General features: G+C 58.4%; 16 protein-coding genes. 7 read left to right on the top strand and 9 right to left on the bottom strand.

What is annotated here, in order from left to right:
• Window positions 1–174 precede the first annotated feature (174 nt).
• Both ACQZ51_RS17425 and pbpC read left to right on the top strand, forming a co-directional pair.
• Complete coding sequence (locus ACQZ51_RS17425; protein WP_448779106.1) at window positions 175–5622, top strand: alpha-2-macroglobulin family protein; 5448 nt, start codon at window positions 175–177, stop codon at window positions 5620–5622.
• Window positions 5619–7700: a penicillin-binding protein 1C gene (pbpC, locus tag ACQZ51_RS17420; protein WP_448779105.1), complete on the top strand. Its 2082-nt coding sequence runs from the start codon at window positions 5619–5621 to the stop codon at window positions 7698–7700. Before ACQZ51_RS17425 ends, pbpC begins: the two co-directional genes overlap by 4 nt.
• Window positions 7701–7750: 50 nt before the next feature.
• Here pbpC and ACQZ51_RS17415 read toward each other — a convergent pair whose 3' ends face one another.
• The 4 genes from ACQZ51_RS17415 to ACQZ51_RS17400 form a co-directional block, all read right to left on the bottom strand.
• A complete protein-coding gene (locus ACQZ51_RS17415; protein ID WP_448779104.1) occupies window positions 7751–8503 on the bottom strand; it encodes an ABC transporter ATP-binding protein in 753 nt (250 codons plus the stop codon).
• Window positions 8497–9564 carry a FecCD family ABC transporter permease gene (locus ACQZ51_RS17410; RefSeq protein WP_448779102.1) on the bottom strand — a complete coding sequence of 356 codons (1068 nt, stop codon included), beginning with the start codon at window positions 9562–9564 and terminating at the stop codon, window positions 8497–8499. The genes ACQZ51_RS17415 and ACQZ51_RS17410 overlap by 7 nt, the downstream gene beginning before the upstream one ends.
• Window positions 9565–10698 carry an ABC transporter substrate-binding protein gene (locus ACQZ51_RS17405; RefSeq protein ID WP_448779100.1) on the bottom strand — a complete coding sequence of 378 codons (1134 nt, stop codon included), beginning with the start codon at window positions 10696–10698 and terminating at the stop codon, window positions 9565–9567.
• 94 nt (window positions 10699–10792) lie between these two features.
• Window positions 10793–11926 (bottom strand): ABC transporter substrate-binding protein, encoded by a 1134-nt coding sequence (locus ACQZ51_RS17400; protein WP_448779098.1) that lies wholly within the window; start codon window positions 11924–11926, stop codon window positions 10793–10795.
• A gap of 107 nt (window positions 11927–12033) precedes the next feature.
• On the opposite strand from ACQZ51_RS17400, the gene ACQZ51_RS17395 reads away from it, so the two are divergent.
• Window positions 12034–12846 carry a class I SAM-dependent methyltransferase gene (locus ACQZ51_RS17395; protein ID WP_448779097.1) on the top strand — a complete coding sequence of 271 codons (813 nt, stop codon included), beginning with the start codon at window positions 12034–12036 and terminating at the stop codon, window positions 12844–12846.
• Between the two features lie 538 nt (window positions 12847–13384).
• Here ACQZ51_RS17395 and ACQZ51_RS17390 read toward each other — a convergent pair.
• From ACQZ51_RS17390 to ACQZ51_RS17380, 3 genes are all read right to left on the bottom strand, one after another.
• Window positions 13385–14572: a Gfo/Idh/MocA family protein gene (locus tag ACQZ51_RS17390; RefSeq protein ID WP_448779095.1), complete on the bottom strand. Its 1188-nt coding sequence runs from the start codon at window positions 14570–14572 to the stop codon at window positions 13385–13387.
• A 15-nt stretch (window positions 14573–14587) separates the two neighbouring features.
• Window positions 14588–15643 (bottom strand): sugar phosphate isomerase/epimerase family protein, encoded by a 1056-nt coding sequence (locus ACQZ51_RS17385; protein WP_192066209.1) that lies wholly within the window; start codon window positions 15641–15643, stop codon window positions 14588–14590.
• A 100-nt stretch (window positions 15644–15743) separates the two neighbouring features.
• On the bottom strand, window positions 15744–16814 hold the full coding sequence (locus ACQZ51_RS17380; RefSeq protein WP_448779093.1) for an NAD(P)-dependent alcohol dehydrogenase: 1071 nt from the start codon (window positions 16812–16814) through the stop codon (window positions 15744–15746).
• 133 nt (window positions 16815–16947) lie between these two features.
• Between ACQZ51_RS17380 and ACQZ51_RS17375 the strand changes: the two genes are divergently transcribed.
• Window positions 16948–17640 (top strand): superoxide dismutase, encoded by a 693-nt coding sequence (locus ACQZ51_RS17375; protein ID WP_448779091.1) that lies wholly within the window; start codon window positions 16948–16950, stop codon window positions 17638–17640.
• A gap of 56 nt (window positions 17641–17696) precedes the next feature.
• Here the strand turns inward: ACQZ51_RS17375 and ACQZ51_RS17370 are convergent, their stop codons facing one another.
• Complete coding sequence (locus tag ACQZ51_RS17370) at window positions 17697–18431, bottom strand: metallophosphoesterase family protein (protein ID WP_448779090.1); 735 nt, start codon at window positions 18429–18431, stop codon at window positions 17697–17699.
• A 163-nt stretch (window positions 18432–18594) separates the two neighbouring features.
• Between ACQZ51_RS17370 and alkB the strand changes: the two genes are divergently transcribed.
• Window positions 18595–19248: a DNA oxidative demethylase AlkB gene (alkB, locus tag ACQZ51_RS17365; protein WP_448779227.1), complete on the top strand. Its 654-nt coding sequence runs from the start codon at window positions 18595–18597 to the stop codon at window positions 19246–19248.
• Between the two features lie 171 nt (window positions 19249–19419).
• On the top strand, window positions 19420–21150 hold the full coding sequence (locus ACQZ51_RS17360; protein ID WP_448779088.1) for a chemotaxis protein: 1731 nt from the start codon (window positions 19420–19422) through the stop codon (window positions 21148–21150).
• Window positions 21151–21215: 65 nt separating this feature from the next.
• Here the strand turns inward: ACQZ51_RS17360 and ACQZ51_RS17355 are convergent, their stop codons facing one another.
• Window positions 21216–22841 (bottom strand): ABC-F family ATP-binding cassette domain-containing protein, encoded by a 1626-nt coding sequence (locus ACQZ51_RS17355; RefSeq protein ID WP_448779086.1) that lies wholly within the window; start codon window positions 22839–22841, stop codon window positions 21216–21218.
• A gap of 148 nt (window positions 22842–22989) precedes the next feature.
• Between ACQZ51_RS17355 and ACQZ51_RS17350 the strand changes: the two genes are divergently transcribed.
• Window positions 22990–23805, top strand: a complete 816-nt coding sequence (locus ACQZ51_RS17350) for a MurR/RpiR family transcriptional regulator (RefSeq protein WP_448779084.1) — start codon at window positions 22990–22992, stop codon at window positions 23803–23805.
• The last annotated feature ends 39 nt before the right edge of the window (window positions 23806–23844 follow it).

Here is a 23844-nt window from a genome sequence, read left to right as displayed (position 1 = left end):
GCGCCAGATGTTGGGCCATTAATTTCTATAAGTCGTAATATGAGTTGAAAGGCAATGGCAGAAATCAAGCTGCGCTCTGCCCACGCCGCCCATTCTTCGTCATCACTTTGCGTTGACTTTCGCTTATAAATCCCCCCAGAGTCGGCGCGGTCATGCAGACCGGGGGAGGGACTGATGTCCATGCGTGGTGTTTTGAAAAGCCTGTTGTTCGTTGTCGCGGCATTGACCGTTCAACCGCTCGCAGCGCAGGAAGCGACGCGCAAGGTCATCACCACCCAAAACGGCGATTATTTCGGTTTCGATTTGCGCACGGAGCAGAATGTCTCCCTGCCGCAATGCGAAGACATCTGCATCAATGACACCTCCTGCAAGGCCTTCACTTATAATCCCAAGGTGCAATGGTGCTTCCTGAAATCGGATTTTAATCAGCTCAATGCGTTTCCCGGTGCCGTTGCCGGTAAAGTCGTAGAGGTGGCCAGCGAGCCCGATATCGGCGCGCCGCAGAAACTCTCCTTCATCGATGACAGCCTTTATCTGCAAGCAAGACGCCTGAAGGCTGGCCTGCCCGACGCCGTGGACGGTCAGGATGTTGAAAGCCTGCTTTCGCTCGCCCAACAACAATCCGATGCGGCCAATCTCATAGCTGCGACTGAAAATTTTAAGGCAGCGCTTGCGCTCGACCCTGAAGCTGGCGCGGTCTGGGCCGACTTTGCGCGCACAGCGGCCAAAGTCGAGAATGATTACGAAGTGTCGGGCCAAGCGGCTGCCGCTGCGCTCAACGCCTATTCGCTCAGCCGCACCGTGTCCGCACGGGTGGATGCTCTCAACACGCTCGCATTTGTGTTTGATAAGACGCAGAGCTACCGCGCCGCACTCAGCAGCTACAAGGCAAGCCTTGCGCTTTCCGATAATGCCCAGACCCGCGCCACCTATGCCGATTTGAAGACCCGTCAGGGCTTCCGCGTCATCAACAACACTGTCGATACCGATAGTGTCAGCCCGCGTGCCTGCATCCAGTTTTCTGAACCGCTCGTCAAACAGGGTGTGGATTATTCCTCCTTCGTCACGCTGGATGGCGCAGCCCCCAAGGCCATGGAAGCCAAGGGTTCCGAGATTTGTGTTGAGGGACTGACCCACGGCCAGCGCTACAAGATCGCCCTGCGTGCCGGTCTTCCGTCCTCGGTTGAAGAGCCGCTGGAAAAGCAGGTCGATCTCGACATTTACGTGCGCGACAGATCCGGCTCCGTGCGCTTTACGGGTGAGAATTTCGTGCTTCCCGGCACCGCCCGCCGTGGCATTCCGCTCGTGTCCGTCAATGTCACCAGCGCCAATCTCAAGCTTTACCGCGTGGGAGATCGCAACATCACCGCGCTGCTCAGCAATTCACAATTCCTAACGCAGATGGATGGCTACGGCGCGGACCGCATTGAAAGCGAAATCGGCGAACTCGTCTGGCAAGGCGGCATCGATATTCAGAACGAGCTGAACAAGGATGTCGTCACAAGCTTCCCGGTGGATGAAGCCTTGCCGCAACGCAAGCCCGGCATTTATGTTCTGACCGCCGTCCCCCCCACAACGCCGGGTGAGAACTGGGATTCACGCGCCACGCAATGGTTCCTGGTGTCCGATACCGGCATCACCACCTATGCCGGAACCGATGGCCTCAATGTCTTCGTGCGGGCCTTGAGCACCGCAAAGCCGCTTGAAGGCGTCGATCTTCAGCTTCTGGCCAAGAACAATGAAATTCTCGGGGTAGCCAAGACGGATGCGGATGGACGCGCCGTGTTTTCTGCGGGGCTCATGCGCGGAACGGCGGGTCAGGCACCTGCCATCATCACGGCGCGCAACGGTGCCGATGACTATGTGTTTCTGGATATGACCCGCGCCGGTTTCGACCTGTCGGACCGTGGCGTCACGGGCCGCGCCGCCCCCGGTGCGCTGGACGTGTTCAGCTGGACGGAACGCGGCATTTACCGCGCTGGCGAAACCGTGCACGCGGCAGCACTCGCGCGGGATATCGAAGGCAATGCGGTGGAGAACCTGCCGCTCACCTTCATTTTCTCCCGCCCGGATGGCGTGGAAGATCGTCGCTTCGTGCGCAATGGTGAGGCCTTGGGCGGCTACGCTGTGGACTTCGGTTTGCAGGACAGCGCCATGCGCGGCACCTGGACGGTGCGTGTTCACACGGACCCAAAAGCCGCCGCTATCAGCGAAAAATCCTTTCTGGTCGATGATTTCGTGCCGGATCGCACCGAATTCACGCTGACCAGCGACGCCATTGAGATCGATCCCGCCGCTGATACGGCTGTGAATGTCGATGGCCGCTATCTTTATGGCGCGCCTGCATCCGGCCTTGAGCTTGAGGGCGAGGTGGCCCTCAAGGCAACGCCCACACGCGCCGATTTCGAAGGCTATGTCTTCGGCTTGGCAGATGAGGATTCACAGGAAGAAAGCCGCACCACGCTGGATGCACTGCCGGTTCTGGATGAAGAGGGCAAGGCGACATTCGATGTGGCGCTTGGCGATCTTCCATCCACCACACAGTTTCTGTCCGCCAACATCACCGTGCGCATGCGAGAGGCCGGTGGCCGCGCCGTGGAGCGTTCGTTGACGCTGCCAGTGAAGTCTGAAACGTCGATGATCGGCATCAAGCCGCAATTCTCAGGCGATCTGGCAGAAAATTCCATTGGCCGTTTCCATGTGATTGGCTTGGCCGCCGATGGCACCAAACAGCCGATGAGCGGGCTGACTTGGAAGCTCATCAAGGTTGAGCGGAATTATCAGTGGTATCGTCAGGGCAGTTCATGGCGCTATGAGCCCGTCGTCTACACCAAGCAGGTTGAGACCGGCACGCTGTCGGTCGATGCCAATGGCGGCGAGATTTCCGTTCCCGCCACATGGGGCCGCTATCGTCTGGAGGTCGAATCCGCAGAGGCTGGTGGACCGACGTCGAGCGTGGAATTCGATGCCGGCTGGTTCGTCTCCGCAAGCTCGACAGAAACCCCAGACGCGCTGGAAATCGCACTCGACAAGCAAAGCTACAAAATTGGCGATACCGCCAAGTTACAGGTCACATCCCGCTATGCGGGCCAGTTGATGGTGGTATCAGGCTCTGAAAAGCTGATCGCCGTTCAGAATGTCGATATCGGAGAGAAGGGCGGCGAGGTCGAAATTCCCGTCACTGAAGCCTGGGGCGCTGGTTCCTATGTCACCGCCACCCTGTTTCGTCCCGGTGATGCGCAGGAAAGCCGCATGCCCATGCGCGCCATCGGCGTGAAGTGGCTTGCGGTCGATCCCGGCGAGCGTAAGCTCGGCATCGCATTGGATCTGCCCAAGCAGACCCTGCCGCGTCAGTCGCTGGAAATCCCCGTGCATGTGTCGGGCGCCGGTGCTGGCGACAAGGCCTATGTGACTGTCGCCGCTGTCGATGTCGGCATTCTCAATCTCACCCGTTACGAACCGCCCAAGCCGGATGAATGGTATTTTGGCCAGCGCCGTCTCGGCCTTGAAATCCGCGATATCTATGGCCGGTTGATCGATGGTTCGCTGGGTGCCACCGGGCGTCTCAGAACCGGTGGTGATGGTGGTCAGGTCGCCCTTCAGGGCAGCCCGCCCAAGGAAAAGCTCGTGGCCTTCTTTGCCGGTCCGGTTGAACTGGATGGCGATGGCAAGGCAACGATCCGCTTCGATATTCCGCAGTTCAACGGCACGGCCCGCGTCATGGCTGTGGCCTGGACCAAGACCGGCGTCGGCCATGCTGTGTCGGATGTCGTCATCCGTGACCCCGTTGTGATCACCGCCAGCGCGCCAAAATTCCTCAGCCCCGGCGATGTCTCGCAGATGCGCATCGATATCGCCAATACGGATGGTGAGGCGGGTGATTATACGCTCGGCATCGCCAGCAACATGGCGCTGACGGTCGATCAGGGTGAAGTCTCGCAGACGCTCGCCTTGCAAAAGGGCGGCAAGACATCGCTCACTGTTCCGTTGACCGGCGAAAATCCCGGCGATGGCGCCATCACCATCACGCTTGCCAATGCAAACGGCATGTCGCTGGAGCAGGTGTTGAACATTCCGGTGCGCCCTTCCGTGCTGCCGGTCACAACAAGGCGCAATATCAAGGTCGCGCCCAATAGCACCCTCACGGTGGATGGCGCATTGCTGGAAGACAGCATGCTGCTCGGCTCATCCGTCGCGGTCAACGTCACCCGTTCGCCAGCATTCGATGTGCCTGCATTGGTCATGATGCTCGACAAATACCCCTATGGCTGCGCCGAGCAGACCACCAGCCGCGCTTTGCCTCTGCTCTATGTCACGGAACTGATGAAGCAGCGCGGTGGTGCGGAGGATCCGGATCTGCGCAAGCGGGTGCAGGATGCCATCTATCGTGTGCTATCCTTCCAGTCTTCCTCGGGAAGCTTCGGCCTTTGGGCGCCGGGCGAGGGCGATCTATGGCTGGATTCCTACATCACGGACTTCCTGACCCGCGCCCGCGAGCAATCCTATGACGTGCCAGAGGCCGCGATGGTGCAGGCGCTGACAAACCTGCAAAATGGTCTGGCCTATGACAGCAACGTCAAGGATCGCGGCAACGAAATTGCTTACTCGCTCTATGTTCTCGCCCGCAACCGCAAGGCCGCCATCAACGATCTGCGCTATTATGCGGATACGGCTCTGAAGGATTTCCCGACCCCGCTTGCCAAGGCGCAGCTGGCCTCGGCGCTGTCGCTTTATGGAGATGCGGCGCGGTCCAAGGCCGTCTTCGGTGCGTCGCTTTCCATGGCGGCGGCCACCACAAAGGTCAGCCTTGCGCGGTCCGATTACGGCTCGGTGCTGCGCGATAGCGCAGCCTCGCTCGCCCTTGCTGCCGAAAGCCGCCCTGTGCCTGCGGTCGTGCCGCAACTGGCCAGTGCTGTTTCCAAGGCATGGGATGCAAAAGCCTATACCAGCACGCAGGAACAGGCATGGATGCTTCTGGCCGCACGCGCGCTGAAGGGCGAAGACAAGGACGTGAAGCTCGATATCAACGGTTCGCTGGAGACGGGCGGATATGCCAAGACCATCGTTGGCGATGATCTGCTGCAATCTCCGATCAAGATCACAAATGTGTCGAAAGATCCGGTCACTGCTGTCATCACCACGGTCGCTCCACCCGCCCAGCCGCTGCCTGCGGGTGGGGACGGTTTCGAGATCACCAAGACCTATTATTCGCTTGAGGGCGAAGAGGTTAATATCAGTGAAGCCACGCAGAACGAACGCTATGTGGTGGTTCTCTCGGTCACGCCCAAGCATGATTGGCAACAGCGCATCATGCTAACAGATCTTCTGCCCTCGGGCTTCGAGATCGATAATCCAAGCCTCGTCAACAGTGCCGCTTTGTCGAACTTCGACTGGTTGCCGGAAACCGAAGCCGCCCACACTGAATTCCGTTATGACCGTTTCGTCGCAGCTTTTGATCGCACGGCTGGCGAAAGCGGCGATATCACGCTCGCCTATGTGGTTCGTGCTGTCACACCTGGCACCTATGATAACCCGGCGGCATCGGTGGAAGATATGTATCGTCCGCAGTTTTCGGCCCGCACGGCAACCGGTCGCATGGAGGTCAGCGCGGCGCAGCAATGATCAGGTGGCGGGCATTCATTGGCGGGTTCGTGGTCGCAGCAGCCCTCACCGGCGCTGCGGTTTACGGGCTCGACCGTCTGGACCGCGCCTTTCCGCCACCTTTGCAAAACGCCCGCGTGGTCTCGCAGGAAGTGCTGGATAAGGACGGCAAGTTGCTTCGCGCTTTCGCCACGCCTGAGGGACGCTGGCGGCTCCACACAGCTGCCGCCGATGTCGATCCGCAATTTGTAAAAATGCTGGTTGCCTATGAGGACCAGCGATTCTTTGAGCATGGCGGCGTGGATTTTCAGGCGCTGGCACGCGCCGGTTGGCAGTTGCTCACCAATGGACGTATCGTCTCGGGCGCATCGACACTGTCCATGCAGGTGGCGCGGTTGATAGAGCCTCGGGCCGATCGTTCGCTCAGCGCCAAATTTCTCCAGATGGTGCGCGCTATCCAGATCGAGCGACGACTGACCAAGAGCCAAATTATCGACCTCTATCTCAACATCGCGCCCTATGGCGGCAATCTGGAAGGTGTCCGCGCTGCAAGCCTCGCCTGGTTTGGCAAGGAGCCGCGACGGCTTGAAACGGCAGAGGCTGCCCTTCTCGTCGCACTTCCGCAATTGCCGGAAAAGCGCCGGCCAGATCGTTACCCGCAGGCTGCAAAACAGGCGCGGGAGCGGGTGCTGCAACGCCTTGCCGTTTCCGAAGTTGTGGGAGAAGGCGAGGCGGCGCGGGCTTCTATCGCCGCCATTCCGGCAAGGCGCATAGACCTGCCGTCTTATGCTCCGCATCTCGCGCAAGCGGCCCGCGCCAAATTTCCAACCTCTGTCACCATCGGCTCGACGCTGCGTCTGCCCGTTCAGAAAGAGCTGGAAGATATGGCCCGCCGTTCGGCAGAAAAATTGGGCGACAGGGTTTCCGTGGCCATCGTTATGGCAGACAGCACGACGGGAGAGATCGTCGCCGAGGTCGGCTCTTCCGACTTTCTCGATAGTTCCCGCCGGGGCTGGGTGGAAATGTCCCGCGCCGTGCGCTCACCCGGCTCGACGCTGAAGCCCTTTATCTATGGCCTCGCCTTCGAGAACGGCCTCATCGCGCAGGAAACCGTCATTGAGGATCGCCCTGCGGATTTTTCCGGTTATCGACCGCGCAATTTCGACATGCAGTATCAGGGCGATGTCTCCATTCGCCAGGCCTTGCAACTGTCCCTCAATGTGCCCTCAGTGCGCCTGCTGGATGCCGTCAGCCCCTCCGCACTCATGGTCCGGTTTCGCCGCGCCTCGGTGAAGCTCACCCTGCCAAAGGCCGAGGCTCCGGGGCTGGCCATTGCGCTCGGCGGTGCCGGTCTTTCCCTTGTTGATCTCGTGCAGCTTTACGCAGCCCTTGCCAATGGCGGTCAGACGGTTGCGCTGGGGGATGGAATTCGCAGCGCGCCAGAGGTGCTGGATGGCGATCCGCTGTTTTCGAAGGCGGCCATCTGGAACATCACCGATATCCTCTCGGACGTTCTGCCGCCGCTTGGCATGAAGCAGCGCGGCATCGCCTATAAGACCGGCACAAGTTACGGCTATCGCGACGCATGGTCTGTGGGGTTTGATGGCCGTTATGTCATCGGCGTCTGGGCAGGGCGCGCCGATAATGGCTCGGTTCCGGGCCTTGCGGGCTATGTCTCAGCAGCGCCCATCCTGTTTGAAGCCTTTGCGAAATCCGGCGTCGCCATCACGCCCTTTCCCGCGCCACCATCTGGCAAAACCCGGCTCGCCTATCGTGATCTTCCCGCAAACCAGCGCCGCTTCAGCGTCACCAGCAGCGGACTTTTATCCACATCGAGGCGCGAAGCCTCGCCGCAAATCGTCTATCCCCCGGAAGGCGCGCGCATCGAGCTCACAAGCCAGAGCGGCAGCCTATCACCGCTGGTTCTGAAGCTGCAAGGAGGCCGTGCGCCATTCCATTGGCTGGCCAATGGCAAGCCGCTGCCAGAGCCCTCGCGCCGCCGAAGCTCCGAATGGCTGCCGGAGGGGCAGGGCTTTTCGACATTGACGGTTATCGATGCCGATGGGCGGGCGTCAAGCGTTCGCATTTTCGTGGAGTAGGGGACGCCGGTGACATGCCGCCCTGTTCGGCGGCACGTCCATTGTTCACTTCAAGCCGTGCCATCCACCAGAATGAATGGCTGTCCCTTGGAGCACATCTCGATGCGCGCTTCCACCCGGTAGATTCGACGCAGCATGTCGCTGGTGATGACATCGCCCGTGCGCCCACTCACCGCCATCGCGCCACCGGCAATGACGAGTGTGTGCTCGCAGTAGCGAAGCGCATGGTTCAGGTCATGCAGCGCAATCAGCACGATCATGCCGCGCTTGCGGGCAAGCTTGGTGATGAAATCGAGAACCTCCACCTGCCGGTGCAGGTCCAGCGCCGAAGTCGGCTCGTCCATCAGCAGCACTTCCGGCTTGCGCACCAGCGCCTGCGCCAGCGAAACCAGCTGGCGTTGACCGCCGGATAATTCCCCAAGGCCACGGAAGGCCAGCTCGCCGATGTTGAGAGCCTTCAAAATGGCGTCGATTTCTGCCAGCTCGTCATCATGCACCTTCCAGCTACTGCCCTGCTTGGCAGACAGAAGAATGGATTCGTAGACCGTCAGAACCGCATTGGCACCGGTATCCTGCGGCATATAGCAGATGGTGCGCGGACCTTTGTCCGTCTGCGACAGGGTCACGATGCCGGGGCCTTTGATGAGGCCCGCAATGCGCTTGAACAGCGTGGATTTTCCAGCCGCGTTGGGGCCGATCACGGCAGTCACGCTTCCGGCTTCCAGCATGTCCATGGTGACATCGGCCAGCACCGTGACGCGCCCGTATTTGGCGCCAACATCCTGAAGGGCAAGGGCTACCATGCGCGTCTCCTGTTGGAGAAGATGAGAACAAAGAAGAAGGGAACACCAACCAGTGCCGTGATGACGCCGATGGGCAGAATGGCGCCGGGGATCAGCACCTTGCTGACCACAGATGTGACCGAAAGTAGCAGCGCACCGCAAATGACCGAGCCGGGCAGGAAGAAGCGCTGGTCTTCACCCACCACCATGCGGGCAATATGCGGGCCGACAAGGCCGATAAAGCCGATGGTGCCGACAAACGACACGGGAATGGAGGCCAGCAGGCTGACAGTCAGCATGGTGTGCAGCCGCAGGCGGCGCACATTGATGCCCATGCTGGCGGCCTTGTCATCACCCAGACGCAGGGCTGTCAGTGCCCAGGCATTTTTCATGAACAGCGGAACGGTCAAAACCAGAATGGCGGCGGTCACATAGACCTTGGCCCATGTTGCCTTGGTGAGGCTCCCCATGGTCCAGAACACAACGGCGGCAAGCGCCTGTTCCGATGCCAGATATTCCAGCATGGAAAGAGCGGCGTTGAACGTAAAGACCAGCGCGATGCCCAAAAGCACGATGGTCTCCACGGTCACGCCGCGCATGGTCGACGCGAAGTGAATGAAGAGAGCCGCAACCATGGCCATAACGAAGGCGTTGATGGGCACCATATATTCGACCGCACCGGGAAAAAGCGCGACGCCACCAACCAGCGCAAGGGCGGCACCAAAGCTGGCAGCAGCTGAAATGCCCAGCGTAAACGGGCTGGCCAGCGGGTTGGCCAGAATGGTCTGCATCTGCGCGCCTGCGACTGAAAGCGATGCGCCAACGGTCACCGCCATCAGCGCAATCGGCATGCGAATGTCCCAGATCACGACGCGCAACTGGTTGGCAACGCCAGCGGGATCAAGGATCGCGCTGACGACTTGCGAGAGCGTATAGCGTGCCGGGCCAAGCGCCATATCCGTTGCAAGGCTGAGACAAAGAGCAACGACCAGTCCGATCAGTATCAGAATGCGCCGGGCAGCAAGGGCGCGATATTGCGCGCCACCTGTCTTCTCAGCCACGGTTTCCACGATGGATGCCATTTACTGTGCGCCTCCCAGTGAAACGAAATATCCCGGCTTGTAGGTCACGGGCAGGAATTTTTTGTGAAATTCCTCGAAGTTCTTTTCCGGGTCGAGGTCTGCGAATAGCTCAGGGTGGAACCATTTGGCAAATTGCTGGATAGGCGCGAATTCATAGGGCGCGCCATAAAACTGGTGCCACACGGCGTGGACATGGCCCTTCTTCACGGCATCCAGCTCTGAAAACGGGGTGCGTTCCATCAGCTTTGCCAGCCTCTGGCGCGAAAGCGCCATGTCGGCACCGCGCCCTGCCGGGACGAACTGGTTGATGTCGGATTCTGCCGCCCAGTTGGAGCCGGTCACGATGACATGCTCCGGGTTGGAGACAACAAGCTGCTCTGGGTTCAGATCGCCGAACGTTGTCTTGAAGACTTCGGAGCCGATGTTCTTTCCGCCGGCCTCATCGATCATCTTGCCGAAATTGGCCGGGCCGAATGTGCGGCAGCAGTTGTTTTCGCCTGATATGCCCGGTGCACGCTCGATGAAGACAACGGGGCGCTTCAGGTCTTTGACGGAAGCCAGCCGGTCGGTGACCAGCGCGATCTGGTCTTTGCGGTAGGCCAGGAATTCCTCCGCGCCGCGCTCGGCACCGAAGATCTGGCCGAGGGTGCGCACCGAGTTTTCGCTGTTCTTTTCAGGGTTGAGCCGGAAATCCAGATAGACGACCTTGATGCCCGCGGCTGCTGCCTTTTCTTCAAGGCCGCTTTCCTTGGCACCCTTTTCCGCTTCAAGATTGAGCGTCAGCACATCAGGCGAAAGCGCAATGGCTTTTTCCAGGCTGAAATCGCCCTGCGGAATATAGCCGAAGCGCGGCAGATCGGCGATCTGCGGGAACCGTTCGACAAAGGCCTTGTAGCTATCCGGGTCCTTGGTCAGAAAATCATCGCGCCAGCCGACAATGGTGTCGAACGTCTTGTCGCCCTTGAGCGCCGCAATAACGTGAATCTGCCGTGCTTCGCCAACAATAACGCGCTTGGCTGGCAGGTCGATATCGACCTTGCGACCGGCGGCGTCGATGATCTCTGCTGAGAGCCCAGGTGTTGCGATGAGCACGATAGCGAGGGCGGCGATCCGCTTGAAAATGTGGCGAGACACGTGAAAATTCCTTTTTCTCAATACGCAGATTGGCAAAGCCGGTTAACGGCTTTGCCAGATGTCAGGACAGCGCTCCCCCTTCGCCGCCCCTGTTTTACTTGTCGTCCTTCAGGGACACGAAATAGCCGGGCTTGTAATCAAGAGGCAGGAAGCGTGCGTGCAGCTCCTTGAAGGTTGCTTCAGGATCGAGATCCTTGAACAGCTCAGGGTGCAGCCACTTGGCAATTTCCTGAATGGCGACGAACTGGTACGGGTTGTTGTAGAACTGGTGCCAGATGGCGTGGACATTGTTGTCCTTGACCGCCTTGACGCCGGTAAAGGCCGGGCGCTTGGTCAGGTTTTCCAGCTTGCGGTGGGCTTCTTTCAGGTCCGCACCGTAGCCAACGCCCACCCAGTTTCCGCCGGGAACATAAGCATCCCATTTGCCGCCGGTCACGATGATCTGGTCAGGGTCGGATGCGATGACCTGCTCAGGATTGACAGTGCCGAATGTGCCAGGAATGATGTCTTTCGCCATGTTGATGCCACCGGCGATCTCGACCATCTTGCCGAAATTCTCGTTGCCGAAGGACATGCAGCAATCTTCGGAATAGCCACCCGCGCGCTCAACGAAGACGACGGGGCGCTTGGGATTTTCTTTTGCCAGAACGTCGGTGACGCGCTTGATGCTGTCTGCGCGGAACTTGATGAAGTCTTCAGCCACATCCGACTTGCCCATCAGCTCGCCCATGACGCGCATGCTTGGCTCTGTGTTTTCCATGGGCTTTTCACGGAAGTCGACGTAAACCAAGGGAATGCCGACCTTGCCAAGCTTTTCAATATAGCCGGCTTCTTCAGTTGCGGTCTTGGCATCGATGTTCATCAGAATGACATCGGGCTTCAGCGCAACGGCCTGTTCGATATCGAATGTGCCGTCCTTCATGCCACCGAATGTCGGCAGTTTGGCGATCTCTGGGTATTTTGCGAGATAGGCTTCGTAGGACTCAGGGTCTGCCTTCGGGAGGTCATCGCGCCAGCCAACAACGTGCTCGAAGGGGTTGTTCTTGTCCAGCGCTGCCAGGAAGTAGATCTGTCGTCCCTCGCCCAGAATGACGTGTTTTACCGGGACATTGACCTCGACATCGCGACCGGTCACATCCTTGATCGTCACCTTTTCGGCAAAGGCGGGCAGGACGGTTGAAACGAGAAGACCCATTGCAAGAATGGCGGATTTGCCTCTAATGCGCATCGAAATTGTTCTCCAGTAAGACTATTTGCGCTTTAAGATTTTATGATTGCAATAGTCAAGTTTTATCTTTTAGACAGTTTCTAAGGCAGAGATTCGGGAAGACGGAAATGATGACGGGCGCTAACAAATACGGTAACAATTTCAGTCTTCGCGATGAGATAAAGGCCTATTGGTCGCAGCGCGCCGCAACCTTCGATCTTTCTCCCGGCCATGAAATATTCTCCGAGGAAGAGCGGGCAGCATGGCACCGTCTGGTGGAAAAGCACCTCGGGCGCGGTGAGGGCAGAAGCGCGCTCGACCTTGCCTCCGGCACCGGCGTTATCTCGCATCTGATGGATGATCTGGGCTACCGCGTGACCGGGCTGGACTGGGCAGAACCCATGCTGGAACGCGCCAAGGCCAAAGCCGCAAGCCGCAACCGCACCATCACATTTCGCATGGGAGATGCGGAAAACACCATGGAGCCTGAGAACGCCCATGATGTCGTCATCAACCGCCATCTGGTCTGGACATTGGTGGACCCGCAGGCGGCGTTCAAGGAATGGCTGCGCGTGCTAAAGCCCGGCGGCAAGGTGCTGATCGTTGATGGGGATTTCGTCAATGTGAGCACGACCGAAAAGCTGCTGAAGACACTCGCCAACTGGCTGCAAAAATATGGTGTGTTGAAAGCCGATCCGTTGCATGCGACGGCAGAGATGATGGGTATTCACAACTCCATCCTGTCACGGGTCTATTTTTCCCAAGGGGCGCGGGCGGAAGCCGTTGCTGCCCTGTTGCGGGATGCCGGTTTCGAAAACATCGTGATCGACACCGATCTTCGTGCAATCCACAGAACCCAGGCTAAAAACTGGAATATGCTGAAAGCGGCAGCCAGAGGTATCCAGCATCGCTTCGCCATTTCGGCAAACAAGCCGGTCTGACCGGCAAGCGGGCAGAGTAAATGGTCACGCGGCACAGGAGCGCCCGTGATCTGCTTTCATCAAACCGGAAGAGCACACGCAAATGCGGTGATGTCTCTGGTCTGTATGGTAGTCTGGCGTCCGCATTTGCGTGGCCATTGCTCTTTTCGGTCTTTCAAATGTTGGACGACTGGACCGGGGCGTTAATGACCCGGTCCTGTCGCTTGTATCTCGTTCCAACAGGATCTTCGCCCCACATTCGAGACCCGGAATAGCATCTCGGTCGAGCAGTCCAACCCATTGGTTACCTCAATCGACGCTTTGTTTCCCGACCGCACGTTCCGGTCTGGCATCAGCGCGCCACTTCTCTCACCAACCGTGGCTCGCGATCCACCCCGGCTTTGAGAAGCTGGGAGATTTTAGGCTCGGGTCGGGGGAAGATTGAGAAACTTTTTTTCGTGTTTTTGTAGTTTTCGATCAAGCCATTGATTGGCCGAAGATTTTTTCATTCGGGGCAAAACGGCCGGAGTGCGCAACACCCCGACCCGTTCTCGCAAACCTAGAGTTTGACCCAGTTGCCGTTCTGCTTCGAAGAGGCGATGCAGGCCTCGACGAATGCCACGCCTTTGACGCCATCATCGATAGTCGGGTAATGCACGGCGCTATCCAGTGCCGTGCCGTCGCGACGCGCTTCGATAGCGTTGGCGGCTTCGGTGTAGATGGTGGCAAAGGCTTCGAGATAGCCTTCCGGGTGACCGGATGGAATGCGGCTGACGCGACCGGCTGCGGCACCGGCACCGGCACCACCACGGGTAATGAGCTGCTTTGGCTCACCCAGCTTTGTGAACCAGAGATAGTTCGGATCGGCCTGCGTCCACTCGATGCCGGCCTTGGTACCGTAGATACGCACTTTCAGGCCGTTCTCGTTGCCCACCGCCACCTGGCTGCACCACAGCAGACCCTTGGCAGGTGCTTTGCCTTCTGCTGCCTTGAAGCGCAGCATCACATGGGCATTGTCATCAAGACGACGGCCTTCCACGAAGGTGTGCACATCCGCAGCCAGCTCGTCGGCTTCAAGACCGGACATGAAGCAACCGAGATTATAGGCGTGTGTGCCGATATCCCCTGTTGATCCGCCCGCACCCGATTGCGCCGGGTCCGTGCGCCACACGGCCTGTTTGGCTCCGGTCTGTTCCACCGGTTCGGCCAGCCAATCTTGCGGATATTCCATCTGCACGAGGCGGATATCACCCAGCGCACCGGTTTCCACCAGCTCGCGGGCATGGCGTGCCATCGGGTAGCCGGTGTAGTTATGCGTGAGCACGAAGAGGGCGTCCGCCTTGTCGGCAACCGCCTTCAGCTTCTTTGCATCTTCCAGATTGGAAGTGAGAGGCTTGTCGCAGATGACATGGATGCCACGCTCCAGAAAGGCCTTGGCCGCCGGATAGTGCACATGGTTGGGCGTGACGATGGACACTGCTTGAATGCCATCGGGCCGCGCCGCTTCCTTTTCCGCCATCTCCTCGAACGAGCCGTAGCAGCGGTCCTCGTCCAGACCCAGTTCCAGACCTGATGCTTTGGACTTTTCAGGCGTGGAGGATAGAGCCCCCGCCACCAGTTCGAACCGGTTATCCAGCCGTGCCGCCATGCGGTGTACGCCCCCGATGAACGCGCCGGAGCCGCCGCCCACCATGCCCAGGCGAATGCGCGCATTGGCCTTGTCGGTCGTTTTTCCTTCGATCGTCATTGTGTCTCCTGCAAATTACGAGAGGCCGAGCATGCGGCGGTTGGCGGCATCGTCGGTGCCTGAAGAGGCGAAGTCATCGAATGCCTTTTCGGTGACGCGAATAATGTGCGCCTTGACGAATTCGGCACCCTCTGCTGCCCCGTCTTCCGGGTGTTTCAGCGCGCATTCCCACTCCACAACGGCCCAGCCGGAGAAGTCATTGGCGGTCATCTTGGAGAAGACAGCACCGAAATCCACCTGCCCATCGCCCAGCGAACGGAAGCGGCCAGCGCGGTTGACCCAACCCTGATATCCGCCATAAACGCCCTGACGGCCGGTCGGGTTGAACTCGGCATCCTTGACGTGGAACATCTTGATCCGGTCTTTGTAGATGTCGATATTGTCGAGATAATCCAGGCATTGCAGCACATAATGCGATGGATCATAGAGCATGTTGGCGCGGCTGTGGTTCTTCACGCGCTCCAGGAACATTTCGAACGTCACGCCGTCATGCAGATCCTCGCCCGGATGGATTTCGTAGCAGACGTCAACGCCTTGCTCATCGGCATAGTCGAGTATGGGCGTCCAGCGCTTGGCAAGCTCGTCAAAGGCGGCCTCGACCAGACCGGCGGGGCGCTGAGGCCACGGATAGATGAAGGGCCAAGCCAAGGCGCCGGAGAAGGTCGCATGGGCATCGATGCCCAGATTGCGCGATGCTTTCAGCGCCATTTTCACCTGCTCGACGGCCCATTCCTGACGCGCCTTGGGATTGCCGCGCACATGCGGTGCGGCAAAGCCATCGAAGGCTTCGTCATAGGCGGGGTGAACCGCTACCAGCTGACCTTGCAGGTGGGTGGAAAGCTCGGTGATCTCGACGCCATTCTGGCGGGCGACACCGGCCAGTTCGTCACAATAGTCTTTTGATTCCGCTGCTTTTTTAAGGTCAATCAACTGGCTGGCCCATGTGGGAACCTGCACGCCGAGATAGCCTTTTTCAGCCGCCCACTTGGTAATGCCGTCCCAGGTGTTGAAGGGGGCAGCATCGCCTGCGAACTGACCGAGGAATAGACCCGGCCCTTTGATCGTCTTCATGAATTCTTCCTCCTGCATCGATACAGTTGAACGGTTCAAGCCTCCGCCCGTCAACGGCGATCAAGCTAACCGCTGTTAAATTTCGTGCAACCCTGAATTCTCAGCCGGGCATGATAATTTGCATCTTGACCTCACCGGCGGGTGCCGAGGCGGCGATATCGAACGCCTTGATGCTGTCATTGAAGTCGAATGTGCGGGTAATCAGCGGCGCAACATCGATGGCACCGGATGCCAGCATATCGACGCAGCGGCCAAACACATTGGCGTAACGGAAGACATGCTCGACGCGGGCCTCACGAACCTGCGCCGCCACCATATCATAGGCCACGAGCTTGGTCGGCATTCCGACGAAAACGACGGTGCCAGCGGGGCGCAGCGCTTCAAACACCCGTGAAATTGCGGCTTCTGCGCCAGAGCATTCGAAAATCACATCGGCACCCCAGCCGGAGGTCGATTTCAGCACCTTCTCGGCGAGGTTTTCGTCGCGCACATTGACGGTTTCGACGGGGCCGAGGGAGCGGGCCATGTCGAGTTTCACAGGATCGACATCCGATACGATAACGCGCGCGCAACCGGCGGCAAGCGCTGCCAGCACGGTGACGAGGCCGATGGGGCCGGCACCGATAACGACGGCAATATCGCCCGGCTTGACCTTGGCCTGCGTTGCCGCCTGAACGCCAACGGCCAGCGGCTCCACCATTGCGCCCGCTGCAAAGGACACATTGTCAGGCAGTTTGAACGTATAGGCGGCGGGATGCACGACGGATGCTCTGAGCACACCATGCACGGGCGGCGTTGCCCAGAAACGCACGGCAGGATCGAGATTATAGTGGCCGATGCGGCTGGCGCGGCTGATGGGATCGGGAATGCCCGGCTCCATGCAAACGCGGTCGCCGACAGACAGGTTTGTCACGCCGGAACCCACCTCGGTCACCGTGCCGGAGGCCTCATGGCCGAGAATCATCGGCTCACGAACCACGAAATTGCCGATGGCACCGTGGGTGTAATAGTGCACGTCGCTGCCGCAGATGCCGACCGTGTGGATGGCAATGCGCACATCATGCGGGCCCACCTGTTCTTCCAGCGGGAAGGGCCGTAGCGAAAGCTTGCCCAACTCCTCGAGAACGAGCGCGCGCTCCTCACCCGTGCCCGATATTCCTTGCGACTGCATGCGGTCCTCCTCGACCTTAAACGTCCATTTGGGGTAACAAAACCGGGAACTGCATCAATAAGCAAGGTCGAAAAGAAACTTTTCCGACGCCTACCGGTTTGCCTGACTTGGATATCAACCGGGAGAATGAGACATGTTAATGACGAGACGCGCCGTTATGGCCGCCACAGCAGCAACCGCTGCCGCCGCCACGCTTTCCGCTCCATCCATTGCAAAGGCTGCACTTCCGCTGAAACAGCCAGCCTTGCCTTTTGCCGAAGACGCTCTCGCCCCGCATATCTCCGCCAAAACGATTTCGTTGCACTATGGTAAGCATCACAAGGCCTATTTCGACAAGTTGAACACGCTGGCAAAAGACACGCCCTATGCCGATATGGAATTGGAGCAGATCGTCAAAAGCTCAGCCGGTAAGGCTGCAGACAAGAAGATTTTCAACAATGCGGCACAGGCCTGGAACCACGTGGTTTACTGGGAGCAGTTTACTCCCGGCGGCCCGAACCGGCCTGAGGGCAAGGCCGCCGATGAGCTCAACGCCGCATTTGGCGATTACGGCAAATTCATTGAGAAAGCCGTTGCCACATCGGACGAGGTCTTCGGGACCGGTTGGGTATGGCTGACCCGCGATGATGGCAACAAGCTGGCGCTGGTGGGATATGAGGATGGCAACAACCCGGTAGCCGTTGGCCGCCCGGCCTATCTCGGCATCGATATCTGGGAACATGCCTATTATGTGGATTACGAAAATCGCAAGCCTGAACACATCAAGGCCATACTGGAAAATCTCGTAAACTGGCGCATCGTGGGCGAGAAGATTTCAGCCGCATGAGGCGCTGACTTCTCGGCAGGCATCGAGGGCGCGGTTACATCCGCGCCTTCCTTGTTTCAATCCGCATGCATGACGCTGATCGTGCCATCGCGCGCAAGCCTTGCGGCAGACAGCCGACCGGTCATGAAGGCGCCGGTATCGACATTCAGGCGGTTGTCTGAAAGGGCAACAGTTCGCACAGGCGTGTGACCATGAACGGTGAGAAACAGGTTGTCAGCGCCTGAACCGACCTGGTCTTTCGGTCGTATCCATAAAAGATGCTTGTCCTCCTGCCTTTGCAGGGGAACGCCGTTGACCACGCCTGCATGGACAAAGCAGAAGCCGGGAACGGCCAGAAGCGATGGCAAATCGGTGAGAAACGCCACATGGCTTGCCGGAATGGCCTCCTGCACCAGCGCCTTCAGCCTGCGCCGGTCTTCCGGCAGTTCCGAAATGCCATAGGAGCGCAAGGTTTCCACGCCGCCAAATTGCAGCCAGAGGTGATCCAGACGCGGATCATCGAGAAAGTCCAGCATCGTCGCTTCATGGTTGCCGGCCAGGCAGAAGCGTTCGATGTCGCACGTCATCGGTTTCATCAGCTCATCGATGACGCCGCGGGATTTCGGACCGCGATCAACATAGTCACCCAGCATCACGATCCACTTCGAACCATGCTGCTGGGCAGCATCCGTCAGGATCTTGTGTTGCAGCCGCTCCAATTGATCAAGGCAGCCATGCACATCACCAACCGCATAGATGACATCGGGCCTTTCGTGCGAAAACAGCTTCCGGCGCATTTCGGTGGCTGGCATGGTAAGCTAACGTCCTTGCGGTGACGGCTGGGTGCGAATATTAGGTGGTAGATATGAACCATTATGCTTAACGCCACATTACGATGACCAGGACGGGCGGTCGACCTTCAAGAGAAGCCTGATCGCGTGTCCAGACAGCAATAGCAACGAGCCAGCACCCATGATGGATGATCTGTTTGCAGCATTGGAGAATGAAAAGCCGTCTCGCGAGATGATGGCGGAGGGTGCGTGGCTGCTGCATCGGTCTGCTTCTAGCGTCGCGGGGCAATTGTTGCGGGATATCGACAGCATTTCTGCGGTAGCGCCCTTTCGGCACATGGTCACGCCAGGTGGTTTCTCCATGTCTGTCGCCATGACCAATTGTGGTGAGTTCGGCTGGGTGACGGACCGCAGGGGATATCGCTATCAGGCGACAGACCCTGAAAGCGCAAAGCCTTGGCCGGCAATGCCGCAGAGCTTTATGGCGCTTGCGCTGAGCGCGGCGACAGAAGCCGGATATCCTGATTTCGTGCCCAATGCCTGCCTGATCAATCGCTATGAGCCGGCTGCGAAAATGTCTTTGCATCAGGATAAGGACGAGAAGGATTTCAGCAATCCCATTGTTTCCGTATCCCTTGGCTTAGCCGCCACATTTCAGTTTGGCGGCCTCAACAGGGCTGATCCCGTGCGCAAATTCATTCTCAGCCATGGCGATGTGGTTGTCTGGGGTGGTCCGTCGCGGCTGTTTTTTCATGGCATCCTGCCGTTGAAAAAAGGGGTGCATGATGACGCGGGCTCTGTGCGCTATAATCTGACATTCCGATACGCTGCATCGTAATGCGCCTTTTCGCGCTTGCCGTTAACCAGCTGTAGTGACTCAACTGTTAACTGTGTTTGGTAATAGTGCGGCGTGGGGCCGATGGATTTACCTGTCGTTTCCTAAATCCGCTTAGCGTTCAACTATAACGCAAGATCGGAAACGACGATGAATACTTTGCATAAGCCTAACATGGCATATACACTTGATAAGCAAGGCGAACTCAGCGCCAAGCTGACAGCTGCGCATGCAAAGATCGAAAAGCGCTTTCTCGATGGTGGCGCGGTGCTCGTTTCCGTGATGGAGATACTGGGCAACCTCACAGGCATTCTCGACGGCATGACCGGCACGCTGAACGGCAAGTCCGTGGAGCACAATATCAAGGGTTTCCACAACACCATCAACGATCTTGCCCAATTGCCAAAGACCGAGGAAAACCGCCAGGCCGGGTTCCAGTCGTTGGCCGATATGTGTGCCTCAACGGGTGGCCATATCGATGATATCTCCGAAACCATTCGCTACCTCAAGACCTTTGCCATCACGGTGAAAATCACCGGTGCCGGTCTTTCCGAATTTGCCGGTTTTGCCGATGAAATCCGCGAGCGAATTCAATCCGGTGCCGATGAAGTGGGGCGCTTTGCCAAGAACCTTGGCGTCATGCGCATGCAATTGATCAAGGCGCTGTCGTTCTCTTCGGGAACGAAAGCGGATTTTGACGACACGATCCCGCAGATCATCAAGGGTCTCAACGAAAACTCCACCCGCATTGCCCAGCAGCAGCAGGAAATGGCCGATACCGCCGCGCAGGCCAAGAAAATCGCCCAGGCCATTCAGGGCAAGATCGGAACGGTTCTGTCTCTGTTGCAGATAGGCGATATCACGCGGCAGCGCATCGAGCACATCCAGAGCATGCTGGAAGCACTGGATGATTTTACCGCTTCGCCCGAAGGCAAGACGCTCGACCACAATGAAAATGTGATCCTGCGAGAAGCTGTGCTGCAAATGGCCAGCGCACAGATGGACGAAACGGCGTCCGACTTCCAGCGTGATTGCGCCAAGATTTTCACAAGCATTTCCAGCTTCGCCGATGATGCCGCACGCATTCTTTCCCTGCGCGATGAGCTTGTGGACAAGACCAAAAACAGCGACAGCAACGTGCTGGCACTGATGGAGCAGGGCATTACCGAAGCCTGCGATCTGGTGGCCCGTGTGCAGGAAAGCAGCGCTGAAGCCGACGAAGTTGTAGAATCGGTAACGAACAGCGCGCAGGAATTGTCGCGCGGCATCGAGATCCTGCGATCCATCAAGATCGACATTCATTACATGGCGTTGAACTCGAACCTTCGCTGCTCGAAACTGGGCGACGCTGGTCGCTCCGTTAACGTGGTTAGCGGTGAAATGCGCGTGTTTGCGGGCAAGCTGGAAACGCCAGCCGACGCCATTGTGGACGAACTGCATCGTGTTGAAACGACAACGAAGGAACTGGCCCAGCAGGGACGCGGGCTTTCCGGCGATCTGGCTGCCCCACTGAACGAAGCATTGTCGACCATTCGCGAGGCAAAGACGCAGATGGAATCCGGCATCGATGCGCTGGCTGAAGAAGGGCAGGCGGTGTTTAGCCGCATCAGTTCTGCCGTCGTCAGCCTCGATTTTGAAAGCGAACTGGGTGACACCTTTAAGCAATGCTGCGAGATCGCCGCGCAGATGCCGCAGGGCTTCAACGCCGATGTGTCTGGCTTTGCTGACAAGATCAACCCGTTTACGAGCCGAGTGTTCAAGCTTTACACCATGTCTCAGGAGCGCGATATTCACCTGCGCTTCCTGCCAGCCAACGCTTCTTCGTCCAGTTCAGCGCCTGCCGCTGCAAGCCATTCAACGGCCGCTGCCGACGATGATGACCTCTTTGCCGATGCGCTGTTCTAGGCCGGAAAGACTGAATTAAGCGGACGATTCCAGATCAAAGAAAATGCGGCCAAGGGCCGCATTTTTTATGCCTTGAGCAGGCCCGGTGCTTCTGCACCCGTGCGCTCCACATATTCCACATAGCCACCGCCATATTGGTGGATGCCCTCAGGTGTCAGTTCCAGCACGCGGTTGGAAAGGGCGGCCAGAAAGTGGCGATCATGCGAAACGAAGAGCATGGTGCCTTCATATTCGCTGAGCGCCTTGATCAGCATTTCCTTGGTGTCGAGGTCCAAGTGGTTGGTCGGTTCGTCCAGCACCAGGAAATTTGGTGGATCAAACAGCATGGCGGCCATGACGAGGCGCGCCTTTTCACCGCCGGAAAGAACGCGACATTTCTTCTCGACATCATCACCGGAAAAACCGAAGCAGCCTGAGAGCGCGCGGAGCGGAGCTTGGCCCGCCTTCGGGAAGCGCTGTTCCAGCCATTGCAGAATGGTCGCATCACCATCCAGCAGATCCATGGAATGCTGGGCGAAATAGCCGAGCTTGACGCTGGCACCGACATTGACAACGCCCGTGTCCGGTTCAGACGTGCCCGCAATCAGCTTGAGCAGGGTCGATTTACCCGCGCCATTGACGCCCATAATGCACCAGCGTTCCTTGCGGCGGATCATGAAATCCAGACCTTCATAGATCGTGCGCTGGCCATAGGCCTTGTGGACCTGCCTCAGCGAAACGACGTCTTCACCGGAGCGTGGTGGCGCCTGAAAATCGAATGCCACGGTCTGGCGGCGCTTGGGCGGCTCGACGCGATCGATCTTTTCGAGTTTCTTGACGCGGCTCTGCACCTGCGAGGCGTGAGACGCGCGAGCCTTGAAACGCTCGATGAACTTTATTTCCTTGGCAAGCATGGCCTGCTGGCGTTCGAATTGCGCCTGCTGCTGTTTTTCGTTCTGGGCGCGCTGCTGCTCGTAAAAGCCGTAATCGCCGGTGTAGCTGGTCAACGAACCCGCATCGATTTCAATGATCTTGTTGACGATGCGGTTCATGAATTCGCGGTCATGCGAGGTCATCAACAGCGCGCCATCATAGGTCTTCAGGAAGTTTTCAAGCCAGATCAGGCTTTCAATGTCCAAATGGTTGCTCGGTTCGTCGAGCAGCATGACGTCTGGGCGCATCAGGAGAATACGGGCGAGCGCCACGCGCATCTTCCAGCCGCCGGAGAGTTTGCCGACATCGCCGTCCATCATCTCCTGACTGAAGCTGAGGCCGGCCAAAACCTCGCGGGCGCGGCCTTCCAGCGAGTAGCCGTCAAGCTCCTCATAGCGCGCCTGCACCTCGCCGTAGCGTTCGATGATCTCGTCCATCTGGTCGAGTTGATCGGGATCGACCATGCGGGCTTCCAGCGCCCGAAGCTCTGTCGCAACCGCGCTGACGGGGCCTGCACCTTCCATGGCTTCGGCGACCGCGCTGCGGCCTGCCATTTCACCGACATCCTGATTGAAATAGCCGATGGTGACGTGCTTGTCTGAGGCGACCTGACCCTCATCCGGCATTTCCTGGCCGGTGATCATGCGAAACAGCGTCGTCTTGCCCGCGCCGTTGGGGCCGACCAGACCCACCTTTTCCCCGCGATTGAGTGCCGCCGACGCTTCGATGAAGAGGATGCGATGGCTGGCGGATTTGCTGATATTTTCGATGCGGATCATTGGATATAGCCGATAATTTGGAGGTTTGGCGGTCCCTATGCCATGCCGGGCCCGCAGTGTCACCCGATGAATCGTCTTGGAATACTTGTCAAATAATTTGGAATGGATATTCCATATCGCGGGTGGGGACAAAAGTGAGGAGAAGGCCATGGGCGAGAACACGCCTCCGGCAACAGTGGAAGCCTTTCAGGAGCGATTGCTTGACGTATCGGACAGCTTGCCGAAACGGCTGCGCCAATGCGCTGACTATGTTGCTGCCCATGCCGACCGCATAGCGGTATCGACGGTGGCGGAACTGGCGGAAGGGGCGGGAGTTCAGCCTTCAGCCATCATGCGTTTCAGCCAGATCATGGGTTTTTCCGGCTTTTCCGAAATGCAGCGGCTGTTTCGCGAGCATTATACCGGTGGCTGGCCGGACTATACGACACGGTTGAGCAATCTGCGCGATAATCATGAGGATAGCGGCTCGCTGCTTCTGGCCGAATTCGTGGAGGCAGGCCGCGCTTCGCTGGAAGGCGTGCTGAACACGGTCGATCCGCAGGAGTTCGAGACCGCGATCCGGGTTCTTTCAGAGGCAAACATCATCCATATCGTAGGGTTGCGGCGATCCTTCCCTGTTGCCAGCTATCTGGCCTATGCGTTTGAAAAAATGCGCGTGCCCGCCATGCTGCATGCCTCGGTGGGGCAATTGCACAGCGATAGCGCCATTCGCCCCGGCGACGTGGTTCTGGCGATTACCTTTTCGCCCTACTCGTCCGAGACCATGGAGCTGGTTTCATCCAGCCTTGCGCGGAACGTGCCCGTGGTGGCGCTGACCGACAGCAGCGTCAGCCCCATGCGGAAACTGGGCGCAACCATTCTCTCGGTGTCAGAGGTGGATTTCGGCGCATTCCGCTCGCTTTCGGCCACTTTATGCGTGGCAATTGCACTGGCGGTGGGCGTGGGAACACACCGCAAGGATTGAATATTTATGTTGAAATCAGCCAAAATGGAATTTATAGTC

This window comes from Agrobacterium sp. CG674, from assembly GCF_053521645.1.
The sequence above is the reverse complement of the archived record's forward strand: the minus strand, read 5'-3'. Positions and strand labels throughout refer to the sequence as shown.